Annotated in this window: 27 protein-coding genes and 1 riboswitch; of the genes, 9 read left to right on the top strand and 18 right to left on the bottom strand. The window is 70.8% G+C overall.

Annotated elements, in window-relative coordinates; all coding sequences use genetic code 11:
- The first annotated feature begins 244 nt into the window (after positions 1 to 244).
- Positions 245 to 1,951, top strand: a complete 1,707-nt coding sequence (locus tag AB0F17_RS42175; RefSeq protein ID WP_358035169.1) for a hypothetical protein — start codon at positions 245 to 247, stop codon at positions 1,949 to 1,951.
- Here the strand turns inward: AB0F17_RS42175 and AB0F17_RS42170 are convergent.
- Positions 1,948 to 3,993, bottom strand: coding sequence for a tetratricopeptide repeat protein (locus AB0F17_RS42170; RefSeq protein ID WP_358035166.1), 2,046 nt, complete (start codon positions 3,991 to 3,993; stop codon positions 1,948 to 1,950). The two genes, AB0F17_RS42175 and AB0F17_RS42170, sit on opposite strands and share 4 nt — an antisense overlap.
- 130 nt (positions 3,994 to 4,123) lie before the next feature.
- Here AB0F17_RS42170 and AB0F17_RS42165 point away from each other — a divergent pair, with 130 nt between their 5' ends.
- The 3 genes from AB0F17_RS42165 (at position 4,124) to AB0F17_RS42155 (ending at position 7,691) form a co-directional block, all read left to right on the top strand.
- Complete coding sequence (locus AB0F17_RS42165) at positions 4,124 to 4,492, top strand: hypothetical protein (RefSeq protein ID WP_358035164.1); 369 nt, start codon at positions 4,124 to 4,126, stop codon at positions 4,490 to 4,492.
- Positions 4,493 to 4,661: 169 nt separating this feature from the next.
- Positions 4,662 to 6,476, top strand: coding sequence for an asparagine synthase (glutamine-hydrolyzing) (gene asnB / locus AB0F17_RS42160; RefSeq protein ID WP_358035161.1), 1,815 nt, complete (start codon positions 4,662 to 4,664; stop codon positions 6,474 to 6,476).
- Positions 6,477 to 6,512: 36 nt separating this feature from the next.
- Positions 6,513 to 7,691: a cytochrome P450 gene (locus AB0F17_RS42155; protein WP_358035159.1), complete on the top strand. Its 1,179-nt coding sequence runs from the start codon at positions 6,513 to 6,515 to the stop codon at positions 7,689 to 7,691.
- Here AB0F17_RS42155 and AB0F17_RS42150 read toward each other — a convergent pair.
- The 12 genes from AB0F17_RS42150 to AB0F17_RS42095 form a co-directional block, all read right to left on the bottom strand.
- Positions 7,688 to 9,925 carry a polysaccharide lyase 8 family protein gene (locus tag AB0F17_RS42150; RefSeq protein ID WP_358035156.1) on the bottom strand — a complete coding sequence of 746 codons (2,238 nt, stop codon included), beginning with the start codon at positions 9,923 to 9,925 and terminating at the stop codon, positions 7,688 to 7,690. The two genes, AB0F17_RS42155 and AB0F17_RS42150, sit on opposite strands and share 4 nt — an antisense overlap.
- Before the next feature lie 17 nt (positions 9,926 to 9,942).
- Positions 9,943 to 11,040 (bottom strand): serine hydrolase domain-containing protein, encoded by a 1,098-nt coding sequence (locus AB0F17_RS42145; protein WP_358035154.1) that lies wholly within the window; start codon positions 11,038 to 11,040, stop codon positions 9,943 to 9,945.
- Between the two features lie 242 nt (positions 11,041 to 11,282).
- Positions 11,283 to 12,020, bottom strand: coding sequence for a YcnI family protein (locus AB0F17_RS42140; RefSeq protein WP_358035152.1), 738 nt, complete (start codon positions 12,018 to 12,020; stop codon positions 11,283 to 11,285).
- A gap of 68 nt (positions 12,021 to 12,088) precedes the next feature.
- A complete protein-coding gene (locus AB0F17_RS42135; RefSeq protein WP_358035149.1) occupies positions 12,089 to 12,667 on the bottom strand; it encodes an MFS transporter in 579 nt (192 codons plus the stop codon).
- Between the two features lie 2 nt (positions 12,668 to 12,669).
- A complete protein-coding gene (locus AB0F17_RS42130) occupies positions 12,670 to 13,191 on the bottom strand; it encodes a DUF305 domain-containing protein (protein ID WP_358035146.1) in 522 nt (173 codons plus the stop codon).
- A 231-nt stretch (positions 13,192 to 13,422) separates the two neighbouring features.
- On the bottom strand, positions 13,423 to 14,445 hold the full coding sequence (locus AB0F17_RS42125; protein WP_358035144.1) for an anti-sigma factor: 1,023 nt from the start codon (positions 14,443 to 14,445) through the stop codon (positions 13,423 to 13,425).
- Positions 14,442 to 15,149: an ECF RNA polymerase sigma factor SigK gene (gene sigK, locus AB0F17_RS42120; RefSeq protein WP_358035142.1), complete on the bottom strand. Its 708-nt coding sequence runs from the start codon at positions 15,147 to 15,149 to the stop codon at positions 14,442 to 14,444. The genes AB0F17_RS42125 and sigK overlap by 4 nt, the downstream gene beginning before the upstream one ends.
- A 165-nt stretch (positions 15,150 to 15,314) precedes the next feature.
- Positions 15,315 to 16,130, bottom strand: coding sequence for an SAM-dependent methyltransferase (locus AB0F17_RS42115; RefSeq protein ID WP_358035139.1), 816 nt, complete (start codon positions 16,128 to 16,130; stop codon positions 15,315 to 15,317).
- A gap of 84 nt (positions 16,131 to 16,214) precedes the next feature.
- A complete protein-coding gene (locus AB0F17_RS42110; RefSeq protein WP_358035137.1) occupies positions 16,215 to 16,409 on the bottom strand; it encodes a RidA family protein in 195 nt (64 codons plus the stop codon).
- 24 nt (positions 16,410 to 16,433) lie between these two features.
- Entirely contained in the window at positions 16,434 to 16,874 is a 441-nt protein-coding gene (locus AB0F17_RS42105) for a PaaI family thioesterase (protein ID WP_358035134.1), read from the bottom strand.
- 144 nt (positions 16,875 to 17,018) lie between these two features.
- Positions 17,019 to 17,741 carry a glycosyltransferase gene (locus tag AB0F17_RS42100; protein ID WP_358035131.1) on the bottom strand — a complete coding sequence of 241 codons (723 nt, stop codon included), beginning with the start codon at positions 17,739 to 17,741 and terminating at the stop codon, positions 17,019 to 17,021.
- Complete coding sequence (locus AB0F17_RS42095; RefSeq protein ID WP_214635395.1) at positions 17,738 to 18,085, bottom strand: STAS domain-containing protein; 348 nt, start codon at positions 18,083 to 18,085, stop codon at positions 17,738 to 17,740. The genes AB0F17_RS42100 and AB0F17_RS42095 overlap by 4 nt, the downstream gene beginning before the upstream one ends.
- A gap of 319 nt (positions 18,086 to 18,404) precedes the next feature.
- Here AB0F17_RS42095 and AB0F17_RS42090 point away from each other — a divergent pair, with 319 nt between their 5' ends.
- Positions 18,405 to 18,704 carry a hypothetical protein gene (locus AB0F17_RS42090; protein ID WP_246653767.1) on the top strand — a complete coding sequence of 100 codons (300 nt, stop codon included), beginning with the start codon at positions 18,405 to 18,407 and terminating at the stop codon, positions 18,702 to 18,704.
- A 21-nt stretch (positions 18,705 to 18,725) separates the two neighbouring features.
- Here AB0F17_RS42090 and AB0F17_RS42085 read toward each other — a convergent pair whose 3' ends face one another.
- Both AB0F17_RS42085 and AB0F17_RS42080 read right to left on the bottom strand, forming a co-directional pair.
- Positions 18,726 to 19,838 (bottom strand): HAMP domain-containing sensor histidine kinase, encoded by a 1,113-nt coding sequence (locus tag AB0F17_RS42085; RefSeq protein ID WP_358035128.1) that lies wholly within the window; start codon positions 19,836 to 19,838, stop codon positions 18,726 to 18,728.
- A complete protein-coding gene (locus AB0F17_RS42080; protein ID WP_358035125.1) occupies positions 19,835 to 20,533 on the bottom strand; it encodes a response regulator transcription factor in 699 nt (232 codons plus the stop codon). The genes AB0F17_RS42085 and AB0F17_RS42080 overlap by 4 nt, the downstream gene beginning before the upstream one ends.
- Before the next feature lie 93 nt (positions 20,534 to 20,626).
- Between AB0F17_RS42080 and AB0F17_RS42075 the strand changes: the two genes are divergently transcribed.
- The 3 genes from AB0F17_RS42075 to yidC are packed head-to-tail and all read left to right on the top strand — an operon-like array spanning position 20,627 to position 21,722.
- The gene (locus AB0F17_RS42075) at positions 20,627 to 20,800 is read left to right on the top strand and encodes a hypothetical protein (protein WP_358035123.1); all 174 of its coding nucleotides are present in this window, start codon (positions 20,627 to 20,629) and stop codon (positions 20,798 to 20,800) included.
- Complete coding sequence (locus AB0F17_RS42070; RefSeq protein WP_214635392.1) at positions 20,797 to 21,018, top strand: DUF6412 domain-containing protein; 222 nt, start codon at positions 20,797 to 20,799, stop codon at positions 21,016 to 21,018. Before AB0F17_RS42075 ends, AB0F17_RS42070 begins: the two co-directional genes overlap by 4 nt.
- Before the next feature lie 56 nt (positions 21,019 to 21,074).
- Positions 21,075 to 21,722 carry a membrane protein insertase YidC gene (gene yidC / locus AB0F17_RS42065; protein WP_358035121.1) on the top strand — a complete coding sequence of 216 codons (648 nt, stop codon included), beginning with the start codon at positions 21,075 to 21,077 and terminating at the stop codon, positions 21,720 to 21,722.
- An 8-nt stretch (positions 21,723 to 21,730) separates the two neighbouring features.
- Here yidC and AB0F17_RS42060 read toward each other — a convergent pair whose 3' ends face one another.
- Both AB0F17_RS42060 and AB0F17_RS42055 read right to left on the bottom strand, forming a co-directional pair.
- Complete coding sequence (locus tag AB0F17_RS42060) at positions 21,731 to 22,162, bottom strand: ATP-binding protein (RefSeq protein WP_358035118.1); 432 nt, start codon at positions 22,160 to 22,162, stop codon at positions 21,731 to 21,733.
- Between the two features lie 143 nt (positions 22,163 to 22,305).
- Positions 22,306 to 24,174 (bottom strand): PAS domain S-box protein, encoded by a 1,869-nt coding sequence (locus tag AB0F17_RS42055; RefSeq protein ID WP_358035115.1) that lies wholly within the window; start codon positions 24,172 to 24,174, stop codon positions 22,306 to 22,308.
- Between the two features lie 96 nt (positions 24,175 to 24,270).
- On the opposite strand from AB0F17_RS42055, the gene AB0F17_RS42050 reads away from it, so the two are divergent.
- Positions 24,271 to 24,837 (top strand): methylated-DNA--[protein]-cysteine S-methyltransferase, encoded by a 567-nt coding sequence (locus tag AB0F17_RS42050; RefSeq protein WP_358035113.1) that lies wholly within the window; start codon positions 24,271 to 24,273, stop codon positions 24,835 to 24,837.
- A gap of 49 nt (positions 24,838 to 24,886) precedes the next feature.
- Here the strand turns inward: AB0F17_RS42050 and AB0F17_RS42045 are convergent, their stop codons facing one another.
- Complete coding sequence (locus AB0F17_RS42045) at positions 24,887 to 26,245, bottom strand: cytosine permease (RefSeq protein WP_358035110.1); 1,359 nt, start codon at positions 26,243 to 26,245, stop codon at positions 24,887 to 24,889.
- A riboswitch (TPP riboswitch) is annotated at positions 26,236 to 26,348 on the bottom strand. It overlaps the preceding gene by 10 nt.
- Positions 26,349 to 26,359 lie beyond the last annotated feature (11 nt).

Here is a 26,359-nt window from a genome sequence, read left to right as displayed (position 1 = left end):
GAGAGGCGAGCGGGACTTCCCCCGGCTTTCCAATGACACGTCAGGAATGTGGTAAATGACGGAAAAAGTAGCTGACGGTGACACCTCGACGAGGTCTGCTCGCCGCGCCGGACCCTGATCGAGGAGTACGCGGCACCCCGACCTGCTGGGGCCGGCGGGGGGAATGGGACGGCCGCGTACCTGTACGACGGGTCGTCATCATAAGGTGGGCTTTTACTGAGGAATCGGGCCGGTCGGAGTGGTGGTGAGCGGCGAGGATTGGCTTCGTGTACCGATCGGCCCCGGGTCCCGCCGTTGGCGCACGGTCGGCACCAGCCGGAACGTCCTCGCGGTCGCGCGTACGGTGACCTCGGCGAGCCGGCTGCTGGACGTGTTGCCGCTGTTCCGTTCGGATCCTCGTGTCCAGGTGCTGTTCACCGTCGCGGCGGGTTCGGCGTTCGACGACGGGGTCGGTGACTATCTGCGCGACGTCGAGGCGCGCGTCGTCTCCTGGGCGCAGGCCGTGGACACGCCGTTCGACCTGGCCGTCTCCGCCAGCGCCAACGGCGAGTTGCACCGGCTGAAGGCTCCGCTGCTGCTGGTCCCGCACGGCGCCGGCCACAACCGGCTGCTCGCCGCCACGAGCGACGCCGCGGGCGGTGTCTCGGGCGGTGTCTCGGGCGACGTCACGGGGGGCGTCCAGGGCGGCGTCTCGGGCGGCGTCTCGGGCGGCGTCTCGGGCCTTGCCCGGCGCCAGCTCGTGCACGACGGCCGGATCGTGCCGGCGGCCATCGCCCTGTCGCACCACGAGCAACTGACCCGGTTGGCGGGCGAATGCCCGGAGGCGGTGCCGCTGGCCGTGGTGACCGGTGATCTGTGCTTCGACCGGATCCTGGCGAACGCGGCGCGCCGCGACCGCTACCGGCGCTCCCTCGGCGCCGGTGACCGCAAACTGGTGCTGATCAGCTCCACCTGGGGCCCTAACTCCCTGCTCGGCGCCAACAGCGACCTGGTAGCGCGCCTGACGACCGAGCTGCCGTTCGACGAGTACCAGGTGGTCCTGGCCGCCCACCCGAACATCCGGTACGGCCACGGCGGCCTCCAGCTCCGTCTGTGGCTGGCGGACGCCCTCGACGCGGGTCTGGTGCTGCTCCCTCCCCAGCGGGGCTGGCAGGCGGCGCTCCTGGCGGCGGACGTGGTCGTGGGCGATCACGGGTCCGTCACCTTCTACGGGGCCGCGCTGGGCCGCCCCACCCTCCTGGCCTCCTCCGGGCGCGAGGCCGAGGAGCTCGACCCGGCCTCCCCCACGGCCGCGCTGTCCCGGGCGCTGCCCCGTCTCGACCCGCGCCGGGACCTGCTGGGGCAGATCGAAACGATCATGGGCGCGTACCGGCCGGGCGCCTATGACGAGGTGACCGGGCGGACGCTCGGCATGTCCGGCCAGGCGAGCACGTTGTTACGGCGCCTCGCGTACCGGCTGATGGACCTCGAACCCGGACCCGACCCCGCCGCCACCGCCCTGCCCGATCCCCTGGGGGAGCGCGGCGAGGTGCTCTCGTTCCTGGTGGAAACCGAGGTCCGGGACGGCACCGTGGCGCTGCGCCGCTTCCCCGCCGCCGGCGAGCCGGGAGAGCGGGTACGGGACCCGCATCTGGTCGTCGACGCCGAGGAGCTGGACCGGCGGCTGCTGGAGAGCGCGGCGATCATCGTCCGCGGGGACGCGGCCGATGGCTGGGCGGCGGAGACCCTGCGGCGTTACCCCGGCTGCTTCATGGCGGCCGAGGTGGTCGGTGCGCGGCGGGTCCGGCTGGCGCTGCGGGACGGCCGCCGGTTCGAGGTGACCGCTGGAGAGCACGGCGATCCCGACCCCCGGTGCCTGCCGTCCGCGGTGTACGGCTGGCTGGCGAACGGCAACGGCCCCTTGACCACCGTCCGGGTCGGCGAACGAGAAGCGACGGTCCGCCTCACCTAGCAACGCAGGCGGGCGCGCAGCTCCTCGGCCTTGGGCAGGTTGCCTGAGGTGAGGCAGACCGCGAGGGCCTGCCGCACATACGCCTCAGCGCTCTCCTGGTCGTCCGCGAGGTCGGCCAGCAGCTCCAGGGCTCGCGTCTCCTTGGCCGGTATGCGGCGCTCGCGCATGATGTCCGCGGCGGTCCGCGCCGAGCGCAGCGCCTGCGGGTGGTGGCCGAGCTCGCGGTGGACCTCTCCCAGGACAAGGTGGATCTTGCCCTGGCTGAGCTCGTCACCGACTTCGTCCATGAGAGCCAGCGCGCGCTCGAAGGCCGAGATCGCCGCCTCGTAGCGGCCCGCGCGGCTGTGGGCCAGCCCGAGATGGTAGCTCTGCATGCCGACCCCGCGCGGGTTGCCCAGCCCTTCGTGGATGGCCAGCGCCGCGGCGAAGTGGGCGTTGGCGTCGTCCGGCAGATCCCGGGCCAGGGCGACCTGGCCGAGCGACTCCAGGACCACCGCCTCCATCCTCGGCTCCCCCGCCTCACGGGCCGCCTGGTGCGCGCGGACCAGCTCGGCCCGCGCCTGGTCGGTTTCGCCGAGCTCCAACTGGGCGCGGGCCACCTGGTTCCGCATCCTGGCCTCGACCGCGCGGTCGCCGCACCGAAGTGCCGCCGCCACGCCCAGCCGGTTGGTCTCGATCCAGTCGGCATAGTGCTTACGCGCGTGGTACAGCGGCCACAGGGCCTCGGCCAGTTGCCAGACGAGCTCATCCCATTCGAGCGCCGCCGCCGCGCGCAGCAGCGCGAGCACGTTGGCCCGCTCCTTCTCCAGCCAGTCGAGGGCCGCACCGGGCGTGGCGAACGGCCGGCCGGCGACCGGCAGCCGCTCCCGGTGATCGGCCAGGCGCAGGCGCGGACCCATGGCGGCGTCGGCGGCGGCCACCTGCCGCAGGTACCACTCCGCCACCCGGCGCAGCGCCGCCTCCCGCTCCTCGGGCGGGTCCACCCGCCGCGCGCACCGGGCCGCGTGCAGCCGGACCAGGTCGTGGAAGCGGTATGTGTCGCCTTCGAGCTCCTCGACGAGGCTCGCGTCGAGCAGCAGGTCCAGTGCCTGCTCCGGATCGCCGTCGAGGACGGCCCGTGCCACGCCGGGTGAGAAGCCGGGGCCGGGCAGCGTGCCCAGCAAGCGGTAGAGCCGGGCCGCCTGCTCCGGCAGCCCGGTGTACGCGGAGTCGAAGACCGCTTCGACGATCGCTCTGCCCTCCGTCATCAGCTGATCCAGCCGTCGTTCGGCGTCCTCCAGCTCGCCGACCAGCCGATCGACCGTCCAGGTGGGCCGTTGGACCAGCCGCGCCCCGGCCACGCGCAGGGCGATCGGCAGGCCGCCGCACAGCCGTACGAGCTCGCTCACCCGCTCTCGTTCGGCGGCGACGCGGTCCTCGCCGAGCATGCCGGCGAGGAGTCGTACACCCTCCTCGTCCTGGAGCGGCGCGATCCTGACCGGCCGCGCGCCCGCGACGAGCAGCTCGCCGAGCTGGCGGTGGCTGGTCACGACGACCGCGCTGGCGGCGGAGGCGGGGAACAGCGGCGTCACCTCGGCGGCGTGCTCGGCGTCGTCCAGCAGCACGAGCAGCCGCAGGTCGGCCGTCATGGAGCGGAACATGGCCGCCCGTTCGGGCAGCTCCGCCGGGATCCACTCCTCGTGGACGCCGAACGCGCGCAGGAATCCGCCGAGGACATCGCTGACCTCGGTCCCGCCCCGGTGGCGCAGCGCGCCGAAGTCGGCGTACAGCTGGCCGTCGCTGAAGCGTTCGTGGACCTGGTGCGCCCAGCGGCGGCTGACCGCGCTCTTGCCGACTCCCTTGAGGCCGCTGACCACCGCGATCGCCGGTCCCCCTTCGAGGAGGCGGTCGAGCAGCGCCAGCTCGGTGGTCCTGTTGACGAAGCCGGGCGGCATCGCGGGCAGTTGCCGGGGGATCCGCACGGGCGGCGGGGGCACGGCGCCTATGGTCACGGACCCTATGTCGCGGGCCTGCACCACCCCGCCGGACACCTGCCCGGACACCTCGTTGCGTATACCAGCGTCATTTCCACCGCTCTCCGGCCCAGCCACGTTTCAGTAGTGTTCCCGCCGGGCCGGATCGTGGCAAGCCGCGCGCTAGTCTGGGAGAACGTTCTTGATGAAAAGAGGCGCGATGGATCCGAGCGTCATTCCCGCACTCGCGGCGGTCATCTCCGCGATAGTCGGCGGCGCCGCGGGCGAAGTCGGCAAGAATGCCTGGACCTCTTTGACCGGCCTCGTACGCCGCCGTTTCGGTGACGATGCCGTGGCCGCCATCGAAACGGCACAGACTCCAGAAGAGACCGCCCAAAACCTGCTCGAGCGCGCTCAGCTGGATCCCGCATTCGCGGAGACCCTGACGTCGTGGACGGCGGAGACGGCCCGCCTCGTCCAGACCAAACACGACGTGACCAACACGATCAGCGGCGACGCCCGGATCACCGGCCCGGTGCTCCAAGCCGGTGACGTCTTCGGCTCGATCAATTTCGGGAAATCCGGCTGACCTCTGGCGCGTTTCGGTCCGACAAGTCACCCCATTTTGGGCATGCCTTCGCTTAGACGGTATTTGGCGCACGATTTGTACGAGTATTTCGTTTCCTGTCCGTAGACCAGCCGTCCGCACACGGATACGTTGCACATACCATTCCCATGCCCTTTGGGAGGACTCTCACATGTGCGGAATCGCCGGATGGGTGGACTTCGACCGCGACCTGACCCATGAACGCGCAACCGGCCAGGCCATGACCGAGACGATGTGCTGCCGCGGCCCAGACGATGAGGGACTGTGGCAGTCGCCGCACGCCCTGCTCGGCAACCGGCGGCTCGCGGTGATCGACATCGAGGGCGGCCACATGCCCATGACGGCCGAAGGGCCCGTTGTCATCACCTACAGCGGGGAGGTCTACAACTTCGTCGAGTTGCGGGCCGAGCTGGCGGCCAAGGGGCACCGCTTCCACACCAGGAGCGACACCGAGGTCGTGCTCCACGGCTATCTCGAATGGGGTGAGGGCGTCGCCGACCGGCTCAACGGCATGTACGCCTTCGCCGTCTGGGACGACCGCAGCCAGGAGCTCCTGCTGGTGCGTGACCGCATGGGCATCAAGCCGCTGTACTACTACCCGCTGCGCGACGGCGTGCTGTTCGGCTCCGAACCGAAGGCGATCCTCGCCAACCCGCTGGCCGAGCCCGTGGTGGACGCCGACGGCCTGCGCGAGCTGCTCACCATGGGCAGGAGCCCGGAACAGGCCGTCTTCAAGGGCATGCGTGAGCTGCGCCCCGGCCACCTGCTGCGGGTACGCCGGGAAGGGCGCTCCCTCCGCCGCTACTGGGCGCTGGAGCCGCGCGAGCACACCGACGACCTCGACGTCACGGTCGCCACGATCCGCGCCCTGCTCGACGACATCGTGGGCCGCCAGCTCGTCTCGGACGTGCCCCTGTGCAGCCTGCTGTCGGGCGGGCTGGACTCCAGCACCATCACCGCGCTGGCCAGGAAGCGCGGGCAGATCCGGTCGTTCGCGGTGGACTTCGCCGGCTACGCGGAGAAGTTCCAGCCCGACGAGCTGCGCGGTGACCCGGACGCGCCGTTCGTCAAGGAGCTCGCGGACCACGTCGGCAGCGACCACACCGACATCACGCTCGACACCGCGGAGCTGACCGACCCGCGCCTGCGGTCGGCGGTGGTGCGCGCGTGGGACATGCCCCAATTCCTCGGCGACATGAACAGCTCCCTGTACATGCTGTTCAGGGCGATCCGCGAGCACTCCACGGTGGCCCTGTCCGGCGAGTCGGCCGACGAGCTGTTCGGCGGGTACGCGTGGTTCCACATGCCGCAGGCGGTCGAGGCCGACACCTTCCCCTGGCTCGCGATGGTCATGCGCGACCACAACCCGGGCGATCTGCTCGACCGGGCGCTGGTCGAGCGGCTCGACATACCGGCGTTCACCGCCGACGGTTACCGGACCGCGCTGGCCGAGGTGCCGTACCTGCCCGGCCAGAACGGCCATGAGCGGCGGATGCGGGAGGTCTGCTACCTGCACCTGACCCGGTTCCTGCCGGTGCTGCTGGACCGCAAGGACCGGCTGAGCATGGCCGTCGGGCTGGAGGTCCGCGTGCCGTTCTGCGACCACCGGCTGGTCGAGTACGTCTTCAACACGCCATGGGCGATGAAGAACTTCGACGGCAGGGAGAAGAGTCTGCTCCGCGCCGCCGTCGGCGACCTGGTGCCCGAGTCGATCCTGCGCCGGGTCAAGAGCCCCTACCCGGCGACCCAGGACGTCGCCTACGAGCAGGGGCTCCGCGACGCGCTGCGTGACCTTGCCCGCGCCGGGAAGGCGCCGGTCCTGGAGCTGCTCGACGCGGCGGCCGTCCGGGAGATCACCACGGCCCCGGTCGGCAAGACGACCACGACGATGTCGCGGTTCAGTCTGGAGCTGGCCCTGGACCTGAACGTCTGGCTCGAGTCCTACGGCGTCCGCCTGGATCTGTAGGTCTGGCAGCTCACCATGGCGAGGAGGCGGCCGATCATGATCGTGTACAACCCCAATGACCCTGCGTTACGCGCCGATCCGTATCCCACGTACCAGCGGCTACGGGAGGAAGCCCCGCTCTACCACCACGAATCGGCACCCCACTACTGGGCGCTGTCCCGCCACCGGGACGTCGAGTCGGCCTGGCGGGACTTCGAGCTCTACTCCAGCGACCACGGCGCGGTGATCGAACAATGGGGCCCCGACGCGCGGAACACCATGTCGTTCCTGGCGATGGACCCGCCCGAGCACAGCCGGATCCGCGCGCTGATCGCCCGCGGGTTCACCCCCGCGCGGGTCGAACGGCTCCGGCCGCGCATCGCCGAGCTCACCCGGGGCTACCTGGAGCCGGGGCTGGACAAGGAGGCGTTCGACTTCGTCGCGGACTTCGCGAGCATGATCCCGGTCGACGTCATCTCGGAGCTCATCGGCGTTCCGGAAGCGGACCGGCCTCTGCTGCAACGCCTGTCAGAGGCGATCATGGAGCGCGAGGACATCGACGGCCGGCTGACCGAGAGACTGCGCGACGCGATCACGCAACTGGCCGGTTACTACCACGAACTGGTCGAGGAGCGGCGGCGCCGGCCGCGCGAGGACCTGGCCACGGCCCTGCTCGAAGCAGAGATCGACGGCGACCGGCTCGATCACGGTGACGTGGTGTCGACGCTCATGCTGCTGGGGACCGCGGGGAACGAGACGACGATCAAGCTGCTGGGCATCGCCTGGCGTCTGGCGTGGCAGTACCCGGATCAGCGCGAGCGCGCGTTCGCCGACGTCGACGCGTGGGTGGAGGAGAGCCTGCGGTTCGAGGGGCCCTCCCAGTACACCGCCCGGCGGGTGACGCGCGACGTGCGGCTGTACGACGAGACGGTCCCCGCCGACTCCATGATGCTGCTGCTCATGGGCGCCGCCAACCGGGACGAACGGGTCTTCCCCGACGCGGCGCGCTTCCAGATCGGCCGGGACACCTCCGAGACGCTGGCGTTCGGCGTGGGCCGGCACTTCTGCGTGGGCGCCGCGCTGGCCCGCCTGGAGGCCCGGGTCGTGCTGCGTGAAGTGGCCGCGATGGTGCGGCCCGACTACGAGGTGCACCTGGAGCACGCGGAGCTGGCCCGCAGTACGAGCGTGCGCGGATACACCCGGCTGCCGACGACGATCACACCCCGGGCCCGCTAGCAGTCCAGCCGGACAGTGATCGTCTTGGAGCCGCCGCCCCGGTCCGACAGCCGTCCCCACCTGAGCGTGAGCTTCGCGCCGGTCGTGGCGCCGGCCAGGAGCGAATGACCGCGCAGCACCCTGGCCACCGGCCGGTCCCAGGTCACGGTCAGCTCGCTCAGGTCGCGCCGGGGATCAGACACGGTCACCGTGGCCGTGCCGTCGCCGCGCTCCCTGACGAGCACCGCGCAGGGAGCGGACGCCGTCAGGCCGCCGACGGCTCCGGCGTTCCAGAAGTTTACGGCGGTCAGTCCGAGCGACGGCACCTGGACACCCTGCTGCCGCGCGGTGTTGACGAGCACCCGCGGCCAGGCCGGGTCCGTGGCGCGGGCCCGGGTCTGGGCCGGGGTCGCGCCCGGAAGGAGCAAGTAGACGTACCCGGCCGCGTCCGGGTCGATCCCGTGGTCGAGCCAGAGGGTCACATAGCTCCGGGACACCGAGCCGGCGGTGCGGTTCTCGCGCAGCGTGTGAAGGAGGCCGTGGAAGACGTAGCCGCCGTGGCCGGCCAGGTGCGCCCAGCCCGCCTTCTGGTCGAGCGTGAGAAGCGCGCCGGTCCTGCGGTTGTCCACGATGGTCTCCACCGGTACGCCGTCCCGCCCGGTGATCCCGGCACCCAGGCAGACCACGGCGTCGTCGAGGAAGAACCACGACTTGAACGCCTCCATCGTGCTCTCGAAGCCGTTCAGGTGCTGGCCGACCGCCGCGTACGTGCCGTCCGTGGCCCCGCCCACCCAGCGGCCCGGCGGGCAGGTGTCGCCCCACCCATCGCCGGCGCCGTCGGCCAGCCGTTTGGTGGAGACGGTCGTGCCCGGCAGCCGGTACGGGTCGACGGTCGGCCAGAACGAGTCGGAGTACTGGTCGCCGTGGCCCTTGGCCCACCAGTAGAGCATTCCCGAGCCGGTGTGCCAGCCGCGGGTGTTCTCGCCGTTGCCGTGCTCGTAGTGGCCGATCCGGTTGGAGGCCATGCTGAGGCCCGCGCACCAGCCCCGCCCGCGATGGACGGCGCGGGCGCTCATGGGCAGCAGCCGGTGCCCGGCCGGTTCCGGCGAAGCGGGGATCGCGTCGTCGTCCAGCACGGCGGCGAGGCGGGCGTGGAACCCGAGGTTGTCGGCCTCGTCGAGCATGGGCTTGACCGTGTCACGTACCGCCCAGCCCTTGACCAGGCCCTGCCAGCGGGTCCGCGCCCCGGCGGGCGCCACGTCGCCCAGCAGCAGGATCGCCGAGGCGATCATCCGTCCCCTCCTGTGGTCACCGTACGGATCCCGGCCGATCCCGCGCCCGCTGACGAGGTCCATGCAGAAGCCGTCGTGGACGAACGGCGCGAACGACCGCTCGACCATGTCGAAGATGTTCGGGGCGGTGATCTCCCATGGCGTACCGCGCAGCACCGCGAACAGCGTCGCGAGGCCGGACAGCATCACGGCCCCGTACCCGCCCTGGTAGGGGACGGACGTGTGCTGGATGAACGAGCCGTCCCGGTAGAAGCCGTCGCCCTCGGTGACGTACGGGAAGACCGGGGACAGCGCCGAGACGGCCCGCGCGGCCTTGTCCGGGTCGGCTCCGAGGATGGCGCGCAGCAGCGTCACCGTGCACAGGTCCACCCGGTTGGCGCCGGTGCTGTTACCGCTGTAGTGGCCCAGGCGCCATTCGGGGACGAAGTGGTCCACGGCCTCACTCAGTGCCCTGCTCTGCAGGTCCGTCAGGTGCGGGCCGATCAGCAGGGCCACGTCGAGGAGCCGCTTCGGAACGCCGATCTGCCAGGGCCACCAGTTGCCGGCCGGGCGCGCGCCCGCCGCGTACACCTGCCGCCGGTAGTGGTCGAGGCCGGTGGCGACGGCCGCTCCCAGGCTCGCGTCGCCGGTCAGGCCGGTCCCGGGCAGGGCGTACGCGCGGGCCATGGCCTGCAGCCGCACCGTGGTCGCGGCGAAGGACGGGAACACCAGGCCGGGCCAGAGCGACGTGCCGGCCGGCGCCATGGTGTCCCGGTAGCCGGCCGCCGTCCTGCCCATCCGCACCAGCCTGGTCCGGTACGGCTCAACGGTCGCGTCGAACCCCGCTCCCGCCGTCACGTCCTGCCACCGGCGGCGCAGGAGGGCGAAGTCCGCCGCGTGGGCGGCCCGCGCGGTGGGGATCAGCCCTCCGGCCACGGCGGCACCGCCGAGCCGGAGGAATAATCGCCGGGAGTATCCGTTCACGGAGGGATTATCGCGGATCAGCCCTTCGTGACGATCCCGATGAGCTCGGTGGCGGCGGAGAAGTCGGGGGTCAGCCGGTTCTTGGTGACCGCGAACGCGATGCCGCCGGCCGTGTCCCCGTACGCGAAGCTCCCGCCCGCGCCGCCCATCCCGAACGCGCTGGTGACCGGCTCGGCGGCACCCGGCAGGCCGATGGAGAACCCCAGCCCCCACGTGACCGGATTGCCGAAGACCTGGTCGATGCCCTCGGTGGTGACGGCGGTGACCTCGCGCAGCCGCTCCGGCGAGATCAGGCGCGTACCGGGGACGTCGCCCAGGAGCGCGGCGTACATGCGCGCGATGGCGCGGGCCGAGGTCTTGCCACCCGCCGGGATGTCGGCCTCCAGGACGTCCTCCCGATTGCCGAGTGCGGCCGACGGGAACGTCGCCGGCGGCCCCGCCCTGAACATCGGCGAGTCCGCGGGCAGGCCCGCCATCATCTCCCCCGCACCCTCCGGGTCCTCCAGCCGGGCCAACCGGCCGTGCTCGGCGGCCGGCATGCCGAAGTAGAGCTCGTCGGCCACGCCCAGCGGCCCGGTCACCTCCTCGCGCAGTACCTGCGAGATGGGCTTACCGGTCGCCCGGCGGACGATCTCACCGAGGATGTAGCCGAAGGTGTAGGCGTGATAGCCGACCGCGGCGCCCGGCTCCCACCACGGCTCGGCGTCGGCGATCGCCGCGCACATCTTGTCCCAGTCGCACAGGTCCGCCACGGTGGTTTCCGCCGGCACGCCCGGCACGCCGGCCGCGTGGGTCAGCACGTGCCGGACGGTCGCCGCGCCCTTCCCGTGCGCGGCGAACTCCGGCCACAGCTCCGCCACGCGCGTGTCGTACGAGAAGGCGCCGCGCTCGGCGAGCACGTGCACCACCGTCGCGGTCGCCGCCTTCCCGATCGAATAGTTGTAGAACACGCTGCCCGGCGTCACCGGCCGTCCGGTCGCCGGATCCGCGATCCCGGCGACCGCGTCGACCAGTTGCTCGCCGTGCAGGTAGACGGCGACCTGCACGCCACGCTCCGCCCCCGACTCGACCATCCGGTCGATGGCCCGCTGAACCCGCTGCTGGATGTCGCTCATCCCCGCTCCCTCCGCCTGCTGCTACCGCTGTCCCAGGTGCAGACAGGCTAACCGCCGGAAACTCATCGGAAGCGGCCGCCGAACGGTTGTCGCTGACCCGCTCGACGGCCGCCCTGCGTCCCGAGCCGGGCACGCCAGGCGGCCGTCGAGTGCGTCCTGAGGCCGACGCGCCAGGCGGCCGTCAAGTGCGTCTCGAGGCCGACGCGCTACGCGACCGTCGAGTACGTCCCGAGGCCGACGTGCTAGGCGGCCGTCGAGCGCCGCCTGAAGCCGACCAGCCCGATGCCGCCGCCCACGAGGCCGACGACGATGCCGGCCACGCCCATGATCCGGGCGGTGCCGTCGGACACCGGCGACGAGGCGGCCTGCTTCATCATGGCGACGCTCTGGGCGGCCTGCGTGGCGGGCGGAGCCGCCGCGGGCATGGCCATCCCGGCGTGCTCCTCACTGGAGGCCGCCACCAGCTTCAGCGTGGGCGTCGGATGCTCCGCCTCGGTGCCGTCGGCCTTGGGCTCATCCGCCCACTTGACGACATCGCCACCGGAGTAGGTCTGCTCGGTGGGGAAGGCGATCTCGTCCACGTCCTTGGGCAGCGGCCCGACCGACACCTCGAACTCCTGGAACTGTCCCGGCTCGATCTTGCCGCCGGTCCAGGTGATCTTCAGGACGGATTCGGTGACCTTGTCCCCGTCGTCGGCGACGATGGGCTCGGGCAGCTTGCCCTCGGTCAACTCGGCCTTCCAGCCGGGCACGGGCTTGACCGAGACGAAGGGCAGAGGGTGGTCGGTGGGGAAGGTGACGACGAGCTTGGTGGTCGAGGCGTCGTCACGCTCGTTGGGCACCCGGAAGGCGAGCTTGGTCCAGCCGCCCTTCTCCGCGGTGCCGGGGTTGATCGAGACATGTGCGAGGGCGGGCAGGGCGAGGCCGAACGTGAGGGCCAGGGCTGCCGCGGAGATGGTACCGATTCGGCGGTAAAGCATGGGATCTCCACTTCGTTTTCAGAAATGCCGGACATGACGCTCAAGCAGGCGGCTCGCGTCGTAGGGAGTCAGGCAGAACGAAAGGGAGGTCCGCGCCGGACGACCGCGTACCGCAACATGTGCTCGCGCGGCCGGTCGGGAACGAGGTCCGCGGCCACGGGAGCGGCGAGCGGCCACATAGGGTCGTTGACGGGCGGGAGGATCCGTACGGCGCGCGCGGCGAGACGGCGCAGCAGCGACCAGAGAGCGGCCTCGCCACCGGCCAGCCACCACGCGGTCAGCAGCGTGACGACGGCGTGGCACAGGAACATACCGGGCCAGGCGCTCTGATCATGAACCCCGGCCAGATGCGGGGTCTCCCCCTGCGCGGCGAACAGCACGTGCAGGCCCACCTGCGCCGTGCCGAGCAGCCCGATGATCAGCGGCCGGGATCGCTCCCGGCCGGCCATCGCGGTGGCCGCGGCCAGTACGACGGCGCCCGCGCCCGCGACCATGGCCGGCCCGGGTGCGTCGCCACCCGCCAGCCAGTGCCCGATGGCGGACAGGGCCACGCAGACGACCGTGAACGAGGCCGACCGCGCGAGGCGCAACGGCATCCGGGCGCGCGTCACGCCCACCTGCCGCCACGAATCCTGAGTACTGGTCACGGTCAGGCCAGCTGCTCCTTGATCTCCGCGATCTGGGCGGTCTGCTCAGTGACGAGCCGTGCCGCCATCTCGATCGTGGGACCGTGCTTCCCGCCACTCTGCGCGGCCGAGGCCATCATGATGCCGTGGTCGAGGTGCGCCGAGATCAGCGACAGCCAGAGCTTGTCGAAGGCCTTGCCGGACTTCGGGCTGAGCTGGGCGACCTGATTGGCGACGCCCTTGGCGTCCTCTGGCGGTACGGCCACCTGCCAGGACTTCAGCCACGACGACATCTTCTGGATGTCGGCCTTCTCACCGGCCTCCAGCTTCTCGCTCAGCTCGCGTACGTACGGCGTGGTAGTGCGTTTCGCGACCAGTTCGGCCAGCTGAATGGTCTGGCGATGGTGAGTGATCATGTCCTGACTGAACTGGACGTCTTCCTGGTCGTAGGCGGCCATGGCGACGGGCGCTCCCGCCGCTGATGCGGCACAGCCGCCGGCCAGCGCTACGCACAGCAGCGCGCCGGCAATCGTGGTCCAACGCATGCTTCCCCTTGCTGGGGTGGGGGGATGGGTCACGTGGAGATACGTGGCGCGCCGAATAACAGTTCAACAACAGACCGGTCGGCGCGTCACTCACGAGATGGCCAAGGGTGACGCGCTCGCCGGTGCTGCGGTATCAGGGATTCGTCGCAGCCCCCCGGACGGATGGGTGACGCCTCCGGATCGGGTGCGGACCTGGGTCAGGAGCCGTTCCCGATCAGGAGCCGTTCTCGGTCAGGTGGTGGGCAGGTTCACCAGGAACAGTGGCTTGGTGGTCGGCTGTGCGGAGCCGCCGGTCGGTTCGACGGTCACGCCGATCTTGGCCACCCCGGGTCCCGGTTCGGTGATCACCGGCAGCATGTGGCCTGCGGCGTCGGCGGTGAGCAGTCCGGCCGAGCTGATCTGTCCAGGGGCCAGTTGCCAGAGCTGGTACACGCTGCCTTCCGGCAGATCGGACAGCCCCGCTGCCAGGAAGACCATCTTGCCCTGCGAGCGTGACACGACCACCGTGCCACGACCGCCCTGCCGGGCCGAGGCCGTGGCGGTGCGGGAGTCCGGCGCCGTCAGCACGGCGGCGACCTCACGGTCCGTACGCCGTGCCTGTTCCAGCTCGCCGCGGGCCTGCAAGGCGACCGCACCGAGCACGGCGACCGCCGCCAGACAGGCGGCAACGCCCACGGCCGCCACCAGCGGCCGCCACCGTGACCGCCGCGCCCGTCCCTCTGGCCGCCGCCGTTGCCCCCGCTGTGTCCGCCGCTCGGCCCACTCCTCTGACCGCCCCGACGGCCGTCCCTCGGGCCGTCCCGCTGGTCGTCCCGCTGACCACTCGTCCGACCGACCCGGCAGCCGCCCGCCTGACCACTCGTCCGACCGACCCGCCGGTCCCCCCTGGACCCGCTCCTCCGACCACTCGCCCGACCGACCCACCGGCCGTTCCTCTGCCCATCCCTCTGGCCGCCGCTGAGGCTGCCACTGGGATTGGTCCCCGTGGGTGGGTTCGGCGACGGTCGGTGGGGCCTGCCGGACCTGGTCGATCTGGGCGAAGACCCGCTCCTTGAGGCCGGGCGGCGGCTCGATGGCCACGGCGGAACCCAGCCGGGCCGCCGTCTCGGCGAACCCGGCGACCTCCAGGGCGCAATCAGGGCACCCGGCCAGATGCTCCTCGAAGCGGTGCCGTTCGAGCTCGTCGTCAATGGCGTCCAGCGCGTACGCGCCCACCAGCGTGTGCGGATCGGACCCGCCGGCCGTACCCCTCATCGGTCCACCCCCAGGCAGTCGCGCAGCCGGATCAGCCCGTCGCGCATCCTGGTCTTCACCGTCGCGAGCGGGACTTTGACCAGCTCAGCAACCTCACGATAGGAGTATCCGCCGTAATAGGCGATGGTGACCGACTCTCGCTGCAGCGCGGTCAGGCCCTTCAGGCAGCGGCGCAGACGCTCGCGTTCCAGCCGGCCCTCGACGGACTCGACCACCTCGTCGAAGGGCCGGTACACCTCCATCCGGGCCGCCCGCTCCTCGCGGTCCATGCTCGCCTGAGACGAGCGGACCCGGTCGATGGCGCGGCGGTGCGCGATCGTCAGCACCCACGCCAGCCCCGAGCCCCGCCCCGACTGGAAGCGGGCCGCGTTGCGCCACACCTCCACGAGCACCTCCTGAGCGACCTCCTCGCTCTGGGCCCGGTCCCGAAGCACCCGCAGCACCAACCCGAACACCCGTGGCGCCACGGCCTCGTACAGCCGCTCGAACGCCGCCCGGTCACCCCGCGCGGTGGCCTCCAGCAACTCCTCGACGCTCGGCGGCTGCCCACCTCCGCGGCCCGGCTGCGGTCCCGCCTCGAAGCGACCCGGCTCACCTCCCGCTGCGAGGCGACCCGACTCGGGTCCCGCCTCGAAGCGGTTCGGCTCGATGCGGTTCGGCTCGCGTCCCGCTGCGATGCGGCCCGGTTCGCGTCCCGCTTCCATGCACCCTCCAACGGTGGTCGACGCGGCGCCGACCATAGGTGCTTCGGATCAGAGAGCGCAATGGATGTCCGGAAACCGGTACGGCTTACGCGGGATGCCACACACCACGCATCGCCCGGCCGCCGCGACCGAGGAGCAGACGGCGCGATGGACGTCCAGAAGCCGCTACGACTTACGCGCGATGCCACACACCGCGCTCACCACCCTGGACGGCTCATCCCACGCATCGCTCGGCCGCCGCCACTCGGGGGTGGGGACGACGCCGGGTTCGACGAGATCGAGCCCCTCGAAGAAGGCGCCGATCTGGGCAGGGCTGCGCAGGTGGTAGGAGTTGGCGGCGGCCTTGTTGTAGGCGGTGACGGCCTCCAGCAAGGCCGGGTTGGTGTTGGTGCCGTCGCTGAGCACCAGGTAGCTGCCCGACGGTAACGCGGCCATCAGCCGGTCGACGATCGCCCACGGGTCGTCCTCGTCGGGCAGTTGCCCGGCGATGCTCAGCATCACCAGGGCGATCGGCTCGCTGAAGTCGAGGGTCTTGGCCGCGCCTTCGAGGATCACGTCGGGGTCGCGCACGTCGGCGTCGATGTACGCGGTGACGCCCGGATGGGTGCTGGTCAGCAGGGCACGGGCGTGGACCAGCACGATGGGGTCGTTGTCGACATAGACGACCCGGGTCTCGGGCGCGATGCGCTGGGCGACCTCGTGGATGTTGTTGGCCGTCGGCAAGCCGGTGCCGATGTCCAGGAACTGCCGGACACCGGTCTCCTCCACCAGGTACGTCACCGCACGGATGAGGAATTCACGTTGCAGCCGGGCAACCTCGGCGAAGTCAGGAAATGTCCGGAGGAGCAGCTCGCCGGCCTCACGGTCTGGCGCGAAGTTGTCCTTGCCGCCCAGCAGGTAGTTCCACACGCGGGCCGAATGGGGGATGGTCGTGTCAATGCGTTCCCAGGCAGGCTGGCCGGCAGGGCTGTCATCGCTCATGACACTCCATTCCAGAGGTTGACCGTGGCCCCTGGCCACACTCGTCCGAGGGCTACTTTAGTGGCCTATTTCGGGTGTGCAATCTCACCCGGCGGCGACGGCCTCAATCTCCAGAAGCCAGGCGCTGTCGAAGATCTCGGCGATGATCACCGTCAGTGCCGGGGCGTGCTCACCGAGCACCTCCCGGCGTATCGCGCCGTTGACGTCCGCGTATCGGCGGTCGGACAGGAACGTCGTCACCTTGACCAGGCTCGACACCTCCAGGCCCGCCTCGCGCACGGCGGCGACGACGACCGCATTCTCTCAGCCCCGGCGGGTCTGGAGGTGCGCGGTCGCGGTGGCCACGGCCACGGTCTTGCCGTCGGGCGCGATGAGCTCGCCGGCCAGGAAGCACACCTCCCTGCCGCGCCGCACCACCCGCCCCCGGCCGATGAGCCGCCCCGGCCGCGCCGGGCGGAGGTATTGGACGTGCAGGTCGAGGGTGACCGCGAACTGGTCCTCCGGCAGCGTCGCGACCAGCGCGGGACCCAGCGTGTCGTCGAGCATCGCGGCGAGGAAGCCGCCCTGGATCACGCCGATGGGATTGACGAACCGCTCGCTCGCCTTGAACGCCACCTCGATGGCGCCCTGGTCGGGATCCACCTCGATCAGCTCCCAGCCCAGGGTTTCGGCCGCGGCGGGCGGCGGGACCCGTCCGGCCAGCATGTCCCAGAACGGCCCGCGCCCCTGCGCTTCGGTGTCCATGAGCCTGTATTCAACAGGCCGACACCGACAGTTCCCGCCGGCGGCGGCCCGCCCGTGTCCCGGTAAACACGACGCGGTAAAACGGCCCTTTTTCCAGCGGATCGGGGAGTTGACGAAGTTTGCCGGATTCAGCAACGCAGGGGGCTAGCGCTTGGGGCGGAGTTTGTTGATGTTTTGGGCGATTAGCGGCTCCCGAGTGGCGAGCGCGCGTGCCACATCCCACAGTTGCCCGGCCCGATGCACCTGGGCCCGCCAGTCCGTGCCGGTGGCCCGATGGGTCATCTCCACCTCGACCTCCTCCACCCGGTAGCCCTTGCGCAACAGGTCGATCGTCAGCGCCGTCTCCACGCCGAACCCGTGCGCCAGCGGCCGGGCGGCCTCGAAGGCATCTCTGGTGACGCAACGCTGGCCGTTGAGCGGCTGAGCGGCCTCGAAGCCGGTGGCCCTGCGGATGCCGTCCCTGGACAGGCGGACGACCAGGCCGTGGCCGCCCAGCCTGACGCGCGTGGCGAAGACCGCGATGGTCATGTCGGCCGCGCCGGACCGCACCGGCTCGATGAGCGGAGCCGCGGCCCGCGCGGTCTCGCCCAGATCGGCGTCCAGGAAGAGTAAGTAGTGCGGCGTCTCACCGTCGAGCAGGCGCACGGCTTCGGCGCCGGACTCCATGGCCGCCGCCTTGCCGCGGTTGCGGCTGTGGCGTACCACCCTGGCCCCCGCGCCCCGCGCCACCCGGCCGGTCTGGTCGGTCGAACCGTCGTCGACGACCACGACCAGGTCGACGCCCGGCAGGGCGAGCGCCGCACCGACCGTGGCACCGATGCGGTCGGCCTCGTCCTTGGCCGGGATGATGACCGCGGTGTCCGTCATGACCCCTCGGAGATGAGGAACTCCTGCGGCACCTCGTCGTGCACGGTGAAGACCGAATCGAGGCCGGTGACCTGCAGAATCTTACGCACGGCCGGCCGAGGGGCGGCGACGTCGAGCGCCCCGCCCTGCTCCTTGACGCGTTTGAGCGCGGACAGCAGCACGTTCATCCCCGTGGAGTCGCAAAAATCCACGCCGGACATGTCGATGACCACGCGGCTGGGCCCGTCCTGCAACAGCCGAGCGAACTCCGCCTGCAGGTGGGGTGCCGTATAGAGGTCGATTTCACCGGTGATGGCGACTAGCGCATGGCCGGCATGTGATCGAGTCGAGACCTTGAGCTCCACATGGGCAGGCTAGCGGCGCGGAGCCTTCCGGTCACGTTGTCACGCCGATAGGGCAAGCACAGGTTTTTGTCCTGCGTTTGGGCTCCATGAAAACTGAGAGTACGCGAAGCTTGACTGTGTGACACCGGCATGGCCGGAGAGGGGGGCGGCCCGGCACCTCGCTTCTGGTCACTACTTCACTGAAGGAGGGGCCGGGCGACCACGGGCCCGAGCATTCATGAGAACAGACAGATCCGAAGATCCGCACCGACAGCGACTCCGCGAACGACTGGAAGCCATCCTCATTCGCACCGAGAAGGCCACCTCGTGGCATGACAGAGTGGGACGCCTGCGTAGCCTGGTCAATCACGAAGGCTTCGTCCCCGTACACACGAAACTCGCCGGCGAGGACCTCGACTTCCTCGCCGACGCCCGCGACGACCTGCTCAGATTCTCCGAGCTCGGGCTGCGGCTGTTCGACCTCCACCAGCCGCGCGACGCGGGAGGCATCACCAGCGACTCCGCCAATCCCATCCTTCGGTGCCGGAGTTGCATGTGGCGCTGGCCGTGCCCGACGTTCCGCGCGATGTCGGAGTCGTTCGGCGGCGGCCACGACAGCACCCTTCCGGAGTCCGGTTGAAGTCCCGACCTGACGGACGCGCTATCCCGGGACCAGCGGCAGCCGGATCTCGAAGCGGCAGCCCGGCCCGTCGTTGACCACGCCGATCACCCCGTCGTGCGCCTCCACGATGCCCTGAGCGATCGCCAGGCCGAGCCCGGCCCCGCCGTCTTTGGTCGGGGTCCGGGCCGCTTCGCCCCTGAAGGCCACCTCGAACACCCGGTGCAGGTCCTCGTCGGGGATGCCCCCGCAGCAGTCGCTGACCGACAGGCACGCCATGCCCGAGTCGACGGCCGCCCGCAACACCACCGTGCGGTCCGACGGCGTGTGCCTGATCGCGTTGACGACCAGGTTTCCCAGCGCCCGGCTCAGGGCGTTCGCGTCCGCCCGCACGGGCACCGCCTCGGCGGCCTCGGCGGTCAGCCGCACCCCCTTGGCGCGGGCCAGCGGCTCGGCCCCCGCGAGCGTGTCGGCGACCAGGTCGGCGAGCCCGATCCGGACAGGGGAGAGCCGCAGCGCCCCGGCGTGGATCCGGGACAGCTCGAACAGGTCGTCGACCATCGCCGACAGCCGCTCCACCTGCAGCTTGATCTGGTGGTGATAGCGCGCCACGGTCACGGGGTCGGACACCACCCCGTCTTCGAGCGCCTCGGCCATCGCCCGCATCCCGGCGAGCGGGGTACGCAGGTCGTGGCTCACCCAGGCGACGAGCTCGCGCCGCGCCCCCTCCAGGGCGCGTTCCCGCTCGTACGCCTCCTCCAGCGTGTTCGCGATCGTCTGCAGCTCCGACGGCAGCCCCTTGGGCGCGATGAACGGCAGGTCGCGTACGGCCGCCACCAGCCGCCTGCTCTCGCCCACGACCCGCCTGGCCAGCACGAACGCCACTCCCAGCCCGACCAGCCCGCCGACGGCCACCACGCTGAGCACGGTGTCCTTGACCGGGCCCTCGATGATCATCTTGAGCGTGATCGCCACCAGGCCGGCCAGCGTCGCCGCGATCGCGACCACCATGACGACGGCCAGCATGACCCCGATCGAGCGGGTGCGCAGCCACCACATCACGGACACGCCCAGGATGGCCACCAGCAGCCCCAGCCCCGCGGTGACCGCCACGATCATGCCCAGGTCGATCACGATCGCGGGGTGGGGTCTCATGGCTGGCCTTCGAGCGGTTCGTACCGGTAGCCCACACCCCAGACCGTGACGATCCGCCGCGGCGCGGTCGGGTCCGGCTCGATCTTCTCCCGCAGCCGCCTGACGTGCACGGTCACCGTGGACGAGTCGCCGAACGACCATCCCCACACCTGGTCGAGCAGCGCCGACCGGCTGAACGCCTGCCGCGGGTTGCGCATCAGGTAGGCCAGCAGGTCGAACTCGCGGGCGGTGAGCATCACCTCGGCGCCGCCCAGCCCCACCTCGTGGGCCCCGACGTCGACCACCAGGTCGCCGTCACGCAGCACGCCCGTGCCGCCCGTGACCGAGGCGCCGCGGGCGCGGCGCAGCACCGACTGGACGCGCAGCGCCAGCTCTCGCGGGCTGAAGGGCTTGGTCACGTAGTCGTCGGCGCCGGTTTCGAGGCCGACCACGCGGTCGATCTCCTCGCCGAGCGCGGTCAGCATGATCACCGGGACCGGCCAGCGTTCCCTGAGCTTCTTGCACACCTGCAGCCCGTCCATCTTGGGCAGCATCAGGTCGAGCACCATCAGATCGGGCGGCCTGGCGAGCGCCCGGCGCAGCGCCTCGGCGCCGTCACCCACGCACTCGACCTCGTGTCCGTCGCGCTCCAGGTAACGCGCCACCACTTCGGCCACGGTCGGGTCGTCGTCGACCACCAGGATGCGCGCATTCACTCTTTCACCGTACGGCGGGGCACCCCGAATCGACACTTACGTCATTGGTTCGTAAGCGTCGCGGATCATGCCCGCAGGACGTACGGTGGGCCCATGAGTCGAGTCATCATGCTCGTACTGGGCGCCCTTCTGGGGCTCTTCGTACTTTTCAACTTCGTGCTGCCCATGATCATGGGGCTGCTCAAGGTCGCGCTCATCATCGGAGTCGTCGCCCTTCTGGTGTTCATCGCCGTCACGCTCGTCGGGAAGTCGTCCTCGTCACGGTGACGCTCTTCCTGCTCGACCCTTGGCTCATCGGCGTGACCATGGTGGCGATCCTGCTGCTCGCCACCTGGGCCGCCCGGCTGCTGCCCGCCATCGGCGGCGACGCGCCCGGCTTCCCGCTGAGCTATGCCCGGCGCACGGCCTTCCAGCGCCTGCGCCACCCCGCCGCCGCCGGTCGGCCGCGGCCACGAGCTCCGTCATCGCGCCCCGCTTCCGGTTGAGCGGGGCTCTCTCTCTTCAGTGAGCCCTGATCCATCTTTCTTGATTGAAGGGGCTCATGTTCGACTCTCTCGTCTCGTTCCTGCTGACCGTCTCCGGCGACAATGCCGCGGTCGCCATCATGCTGTTCACCGTGGCCGTACGCCTGCTGCTGCTGCCGCTCGGCATCCGCCAGGCCCGCGCCACGCAGATCCAGCAGCGGCTGGCGCCCAAGCTGCGCGAGTTGCAGAAGCGGTGGTCGCGTAATCCCGAGCGGCTGGTCAAGGAGACCTCCAAGCTGTACGCGAAGGAAGGCACCTCGCCTCTGGCCTCGATCCTGCCGGGATTGGGGCAGCTCCCGTTCATGTGGGTGATGTATCGGGTCGCCACGCACCCGACCGCCTTCCTCGGCCACGACCTGCTGGGCGCTCCGCTGGGTCAGCATGTCGCCGGAATTGTCACCAATTACGGTCTGGTCAGTGTGCCATTTACGGTCTTCGCCGTGGTCATCGTGCTGATCGCGGTCGTGGCATGGCTTTCGGCCCGGAAGGTGAGCGCCACACTGCCGGCGGAACAGCCCGCGCTGATGCGCAGGCTCATGCCGCTGATGCCGTTCGGCTCGGTGCTGGCCGCCGCGGTGCTGCCGCTGGCGGCGGGACTCTATCTGCTGATCTCCACGGCGTGGGTCGCGGGCGAGCGCGCGATCCTGGCCGCCCGGCCGCTCTGAGCGCCCGGCTAGCCGGCCTCTTTGAGTGCGTGGACCTGCCCGTTCATCGTTCCGTCGGGGGCGAGCAGGATCGCCCACACCGTCGTGATGTCACCGTCGTGGCGGACTCCCCAGCTCTCCGCGACGTACTCGACGATGCCGAGCCCCCTGCCCCCGAGCGACGACAGAGTCGGCCGGCCGGCGCGGGGCTCGGTTGCCGCGCCCCCATCGCTCACCGCCACCTCGATGTGCTCGTCACTCCGCAGCCAGGCCACCCTGACCATGCCCGACGGCAGCGGATGCGCATGCCGTAGCGCGTTGCTCAGCAGCTCGCTCACCACGAGGACGGCATCGTCGATCGCGGTGGAGAAGACACCGCAATCCTGCAGGTCAGTGGATAGACGCTGGCGGGCGACGGCGACGCTGGACGGCGCGTACGGCAGTAGCACCACGCTTGACACACCCACCTCCCCGCTCCCAGTGCCCCCCACGGGAACACTTCCCCGGTACGACCGAAATGCCCCGTTACTCGATCCCAGAAACCGCATCTCGATCACAGCTTGTACACATTGGACGATAGATCAGCTCAACTGTGACCACGTCGTTACCGCATCGGTGTGTCGGATCGGATAAGAGAAGCGTTGCCCAACACGAGGCGCATTCGGGTGCCTCCGCCGGGTCGCGGATGAGCGCTTACATCGCCGCCCTGAGCCCTGGCGAGACTGCGGACGATGTACAGCCCGAGGCCGACTCCGCCGAACCTGCGCCGGTCACCACTGTCGACCTGGACGAACCGTTCGAAGACCCGTTCGCGGTCCGGCGCGGCGATGCCGACTCCCTCGTCGTCCACGACCACGACCACCGTGTTCTCCTCGGGCCAGGCGCCGACGCTGATCAGGCCGCCCTTCGGCGAATACTTGAAGGCGTTCTCCAGCAACTGGCCGAGGATGATGTCGGTGGCGAGCGCGTCGCCGCTGACATGCGGCAGGGCGTCGGAGATGGCCACCTCGACCCGGTGCCTGTCGGACAGCACGGGCAGCCCGAGCGTGGCCGCGTGGATCCGCTCGGCCAGATCGAACGCCTCGATGCGTACCGGCGGCTCGTCGGCGCCCGCTCTGGCGCCGAGCAGCAGATGGTCCATGAGCTGCCCGAGCGACCTGGCCCGCTCGGCGATCGTGTGGACGGCGGCGCGGCGCTCGGCGTCGCTCAGCTTGTCCCAGCGCGAGTCGAGCGTGCTGGCGAACCCGCGCACGATCGTGATGGGCGTGCGCAGCTCGTGGCTGGTCGTGGCCAGGAACAGGTCCTTGGCCTCCTCCAGCTCCTTGGCCGCGGTCACGTCGCGGAAGTCGATGACCACCTCTCCCGTCTCCTCGATCTCGGCGCTGACCACGTCCAGCCAGCGCCCGGTCTCCAACTGGTGGGCGAGCTTCTCCCCCGGGCTGGGCAGCGGGAACGGCAGCGGCCCACCGATGACGGCCTCGACCGGCATCGCGGTGAGCTCGGCCGCGGCCGGGTTCCACTGGCTGACCCGCCCCGCGCGGTCGAGCACGGCGATGCCGTCGGCGCTGGCGTCGAACACCGCCCGCTCGTGCGCCCGCTGGCGTACCGCCTCCTGGTAGGCCACCGCGTTGCCGACCGCGATGCCGGCGTGCCCGGCGAGCAGCTCCAGGAGTTCGAGCTCCAGGTGGCCGGGCTTGCGCTTGGCGAACAGCGCGTACAGCGCGCCATAGGGGCGCCCGCCGACCGCGGCCAGTCCGAGGGCGATCGTGTGCAGCCCGTCGAGCTCGGCCCAGACCAGGTCGCCGAGGCCCTGCGACTCCAGCATCACCGTCTTGCCGGTGCGTAAGAGCTTGCCGACCAGGCTGGTGCGCAGCTCTGCCGTCACGCCCTTGAGCGAGTCGGGCAACTGGTGAGTGCTCACCAGCCGCAGCCGTTCGTCCTCGATGAGCACGAAGCCGCCCGCGTCGGCGCCGGTCAGCTCGGTCAGGCTGGCCGCGATGCGATCGAGGACCGCGGGCAGCTCCAGCTCGGCGTTGATGTCACCGACCACGTCGGTGAGCCGGCGCACCAGCCTGGCCCGCCGCGCCATGCGGTTCCTGGCGGCCTCGTCGGCCTCGGTCAGATGGTGTACGAAGACGTAGCCCGCCACGGCGCTGCCCGTGAGCAACGCGCTCGTGTCGACCCGAAGATCCAGCACGGTGCCGTCCCTGCGCAACCGCTTGGTACGCAGCGACACCTGGCCGCCCGTGCGCACGCGTTCGAGCACCGCGTTGTGCTCCGCTGTCAGCTCCCCCGGCACGATCGGCGCCCTGCGGCCCAGCATCTCCTCGGCGGACCAGCCGAAGAGGCGCTCCGCCGCGCGGTTCCAGACGAGTACGGTCTGATCCCGGTCGAGCGCGATCACGGCGTTGGGCGAGCTGGCGAGCACCGCGCGTGCGATCTCATCGTCACTGCCTGCTCTGTCGTCACCCACACCTCCATAGTGCCTGTGGCGTGCGGCGTTCGTCGGGCGATCCGTCCGATACGCTGCGGGCACGGCCTTTCCAGGCGGGGGAAGAGGGTGACGGGTATGTCGAGTGGCGATCTCGATGCCCTGCTGCGGGTGACCTCCTCCACCTATCGCGGCGAGGTGCCGCCCGATGTGGCGTTCGGCACCTATGACGGCGCGGTCGGCCGGCTCGTGCTGGCGGTGAGCGGCAAGGGCGTCGTGGCGTGCAGCTTCGAGGCCGAGGACACCGTCTTCGAGCTGGTCGTCAGGCATGTCGGCGCGTTCGTCGGACCCGACCCCGGGCGGCTCGACCCGGTGCGCAGGGAGCTCGACGCCTACTTCTCCGGCCGCCTGCGGGCCTTCGCCACGCCGGTCGACCTGTCCATCGCCACGGCGTTCGCGCGCACGGTGCTGCAGAAGACGATGGCCGTGCCGTACGGGAGCACGGCGACGCTGGGCGAGATCGGCGAGAGCATCGGCCGGCCCCGCGCGCTCCGCGCGGTCGGCAACGCGCTCAACGCCAACCCCGTCTGCGTGATCGTGCCCTGCCACCGGATCGTGCCGGGCGACGGCGAGCTCGGCGACTACGCGGGCGGCCAGGCGGCCAAACGCCACCTCCTCAACGTCGAGCAGCGCTCGCGCGCCTGACGCCCGTACGCGAAGCCTGACGTCCATACACAGAGCCTGACGCCCGTACTCAGCGGCGGGTGTCCGCCGCGCGCCTGGCCGCCGCGCGCCTGGCAGTCGCGCCGATCGCCAGGGTCACCAGCGTCGCCACGAGGGCCGCGCCCAGCGCGCCGTTCATCCACGGCTGCCGGGTGAACCCGATGGCCTCACGCACCACCGCCCAGAGGTGGTCCCACGGCGCGACCGTGGGCGTGGAGGTGGTCAGCCAGTACGCCACGAAGCCGAGCGCCCAGGGCACCAGCATGGACCAGCGGGCGGGCGCGTCCTCCTCGGTGTTCCACCGCGAGTAGCCACCGAGCAGGAAGTAGTCGACCGCCAGCACCGCGAACATCGGCACGAACACCGCCCCGATCACCCCCAGGAACGCCCCGTAGGAGTTCACGTCGACCACGAGCGCGATGCCGGTGGTCAGCACGCCGATGGCGATCGAGAAGACCCGCCGGTCGACGCGTGGCATGAGGTTCTGCAGCGACATGGTCGTGGAGTAGACGTTCGCGAACGACTGGTCGGCCTCCCGCAGCACCAGGATCGCGAAGAACAGCGCCCCCAGCGGCGCCGCGACGAACGGCCCGAACACGGCCGTGCCGTCGGCCGTCACCGCGGCGGACCCGGCGATGGCCACCGCGTACACGCCCAGCCCCAGGCAGGCGACCTGCGCCAGCGTGTAGCCACCGACCACGCCGGTGAAGGCCGCCCGGCTCGACCTGGAGTGCCGGGCGAAGTCGGCCGCGATCGGCACCCACGAGACCGACAGCGCGATGACGTAGTCGACCGCGGGAGCGAACGCCGTCCACGACCCACCGACCTGCGGCGGAGCCTTCGACAGGAACTCCACGGCGAACCAGACGAGCGAGATGATCACCCCGATGGTGACGTAACGCCGCAGCAGCCGGATCGACCCGAGCGGCCAGATGGTCAGCGACGTGGTCAGCACCCCCGCCACCACCACCCACACCTGGTACGGCACGGTGTCGCCGAAGATGGCCATGGCGCCCTTGGAGATCACCCACAGCTCGAAGGCGCCCCACCCGATCATCTGGACGATGTTGAGCACGGTCGGGATGTACGACAGCCGCGCCCCGAACAACCCGCGCAGCAACACCATCGCCGGCCGCCCGGTCTGCGTGCCCGGAATGGCCGACAGCCCCACCATGGCCGTGCCGACCAGACTGCCGACCAGCGCGGCCGCCAGGGCGGCGGCCAGGGTGAGCGGGGCCCCGCCGAGCGGGTCGAGCAGGAACAGCGCCCCGCTGAACCCCAGCAGGCTCACGGCCAGGTTCGCCCACAGGGCACCCTGGTCGAGCAGCCCGAGCGTCTTGGGGGGAGTTCCCTCGAGGGTCAGCGGAACTTCGTCAACGACATGTGTCATCGCTCACTCCCTACGCCGGCATTACCCGGACAGGTTCAAGCGGTCGGCAACAGCGGTAGTTGCCCTCTCAGCCTGGTTGCCCCAAGCTCCCGCGTCAGTTGTGCAGTTTGCGCC

Origin of the sequence: Nonomuraea sp. NPDC026600 (assembly GCF_040638335.1) — a bacterium.
Classification (GTDB): domain Bacteria; phylum Actinomycetota; class Actinomycetes; order Streptosporangiales; family Streptosporangiaceae; genus Nonomuraea.
The sequence above is the reverse complement of the archived record's forward strand: the minus strand, read 5'-3'. Positions and strand labels throughout refer to the sequence as shown.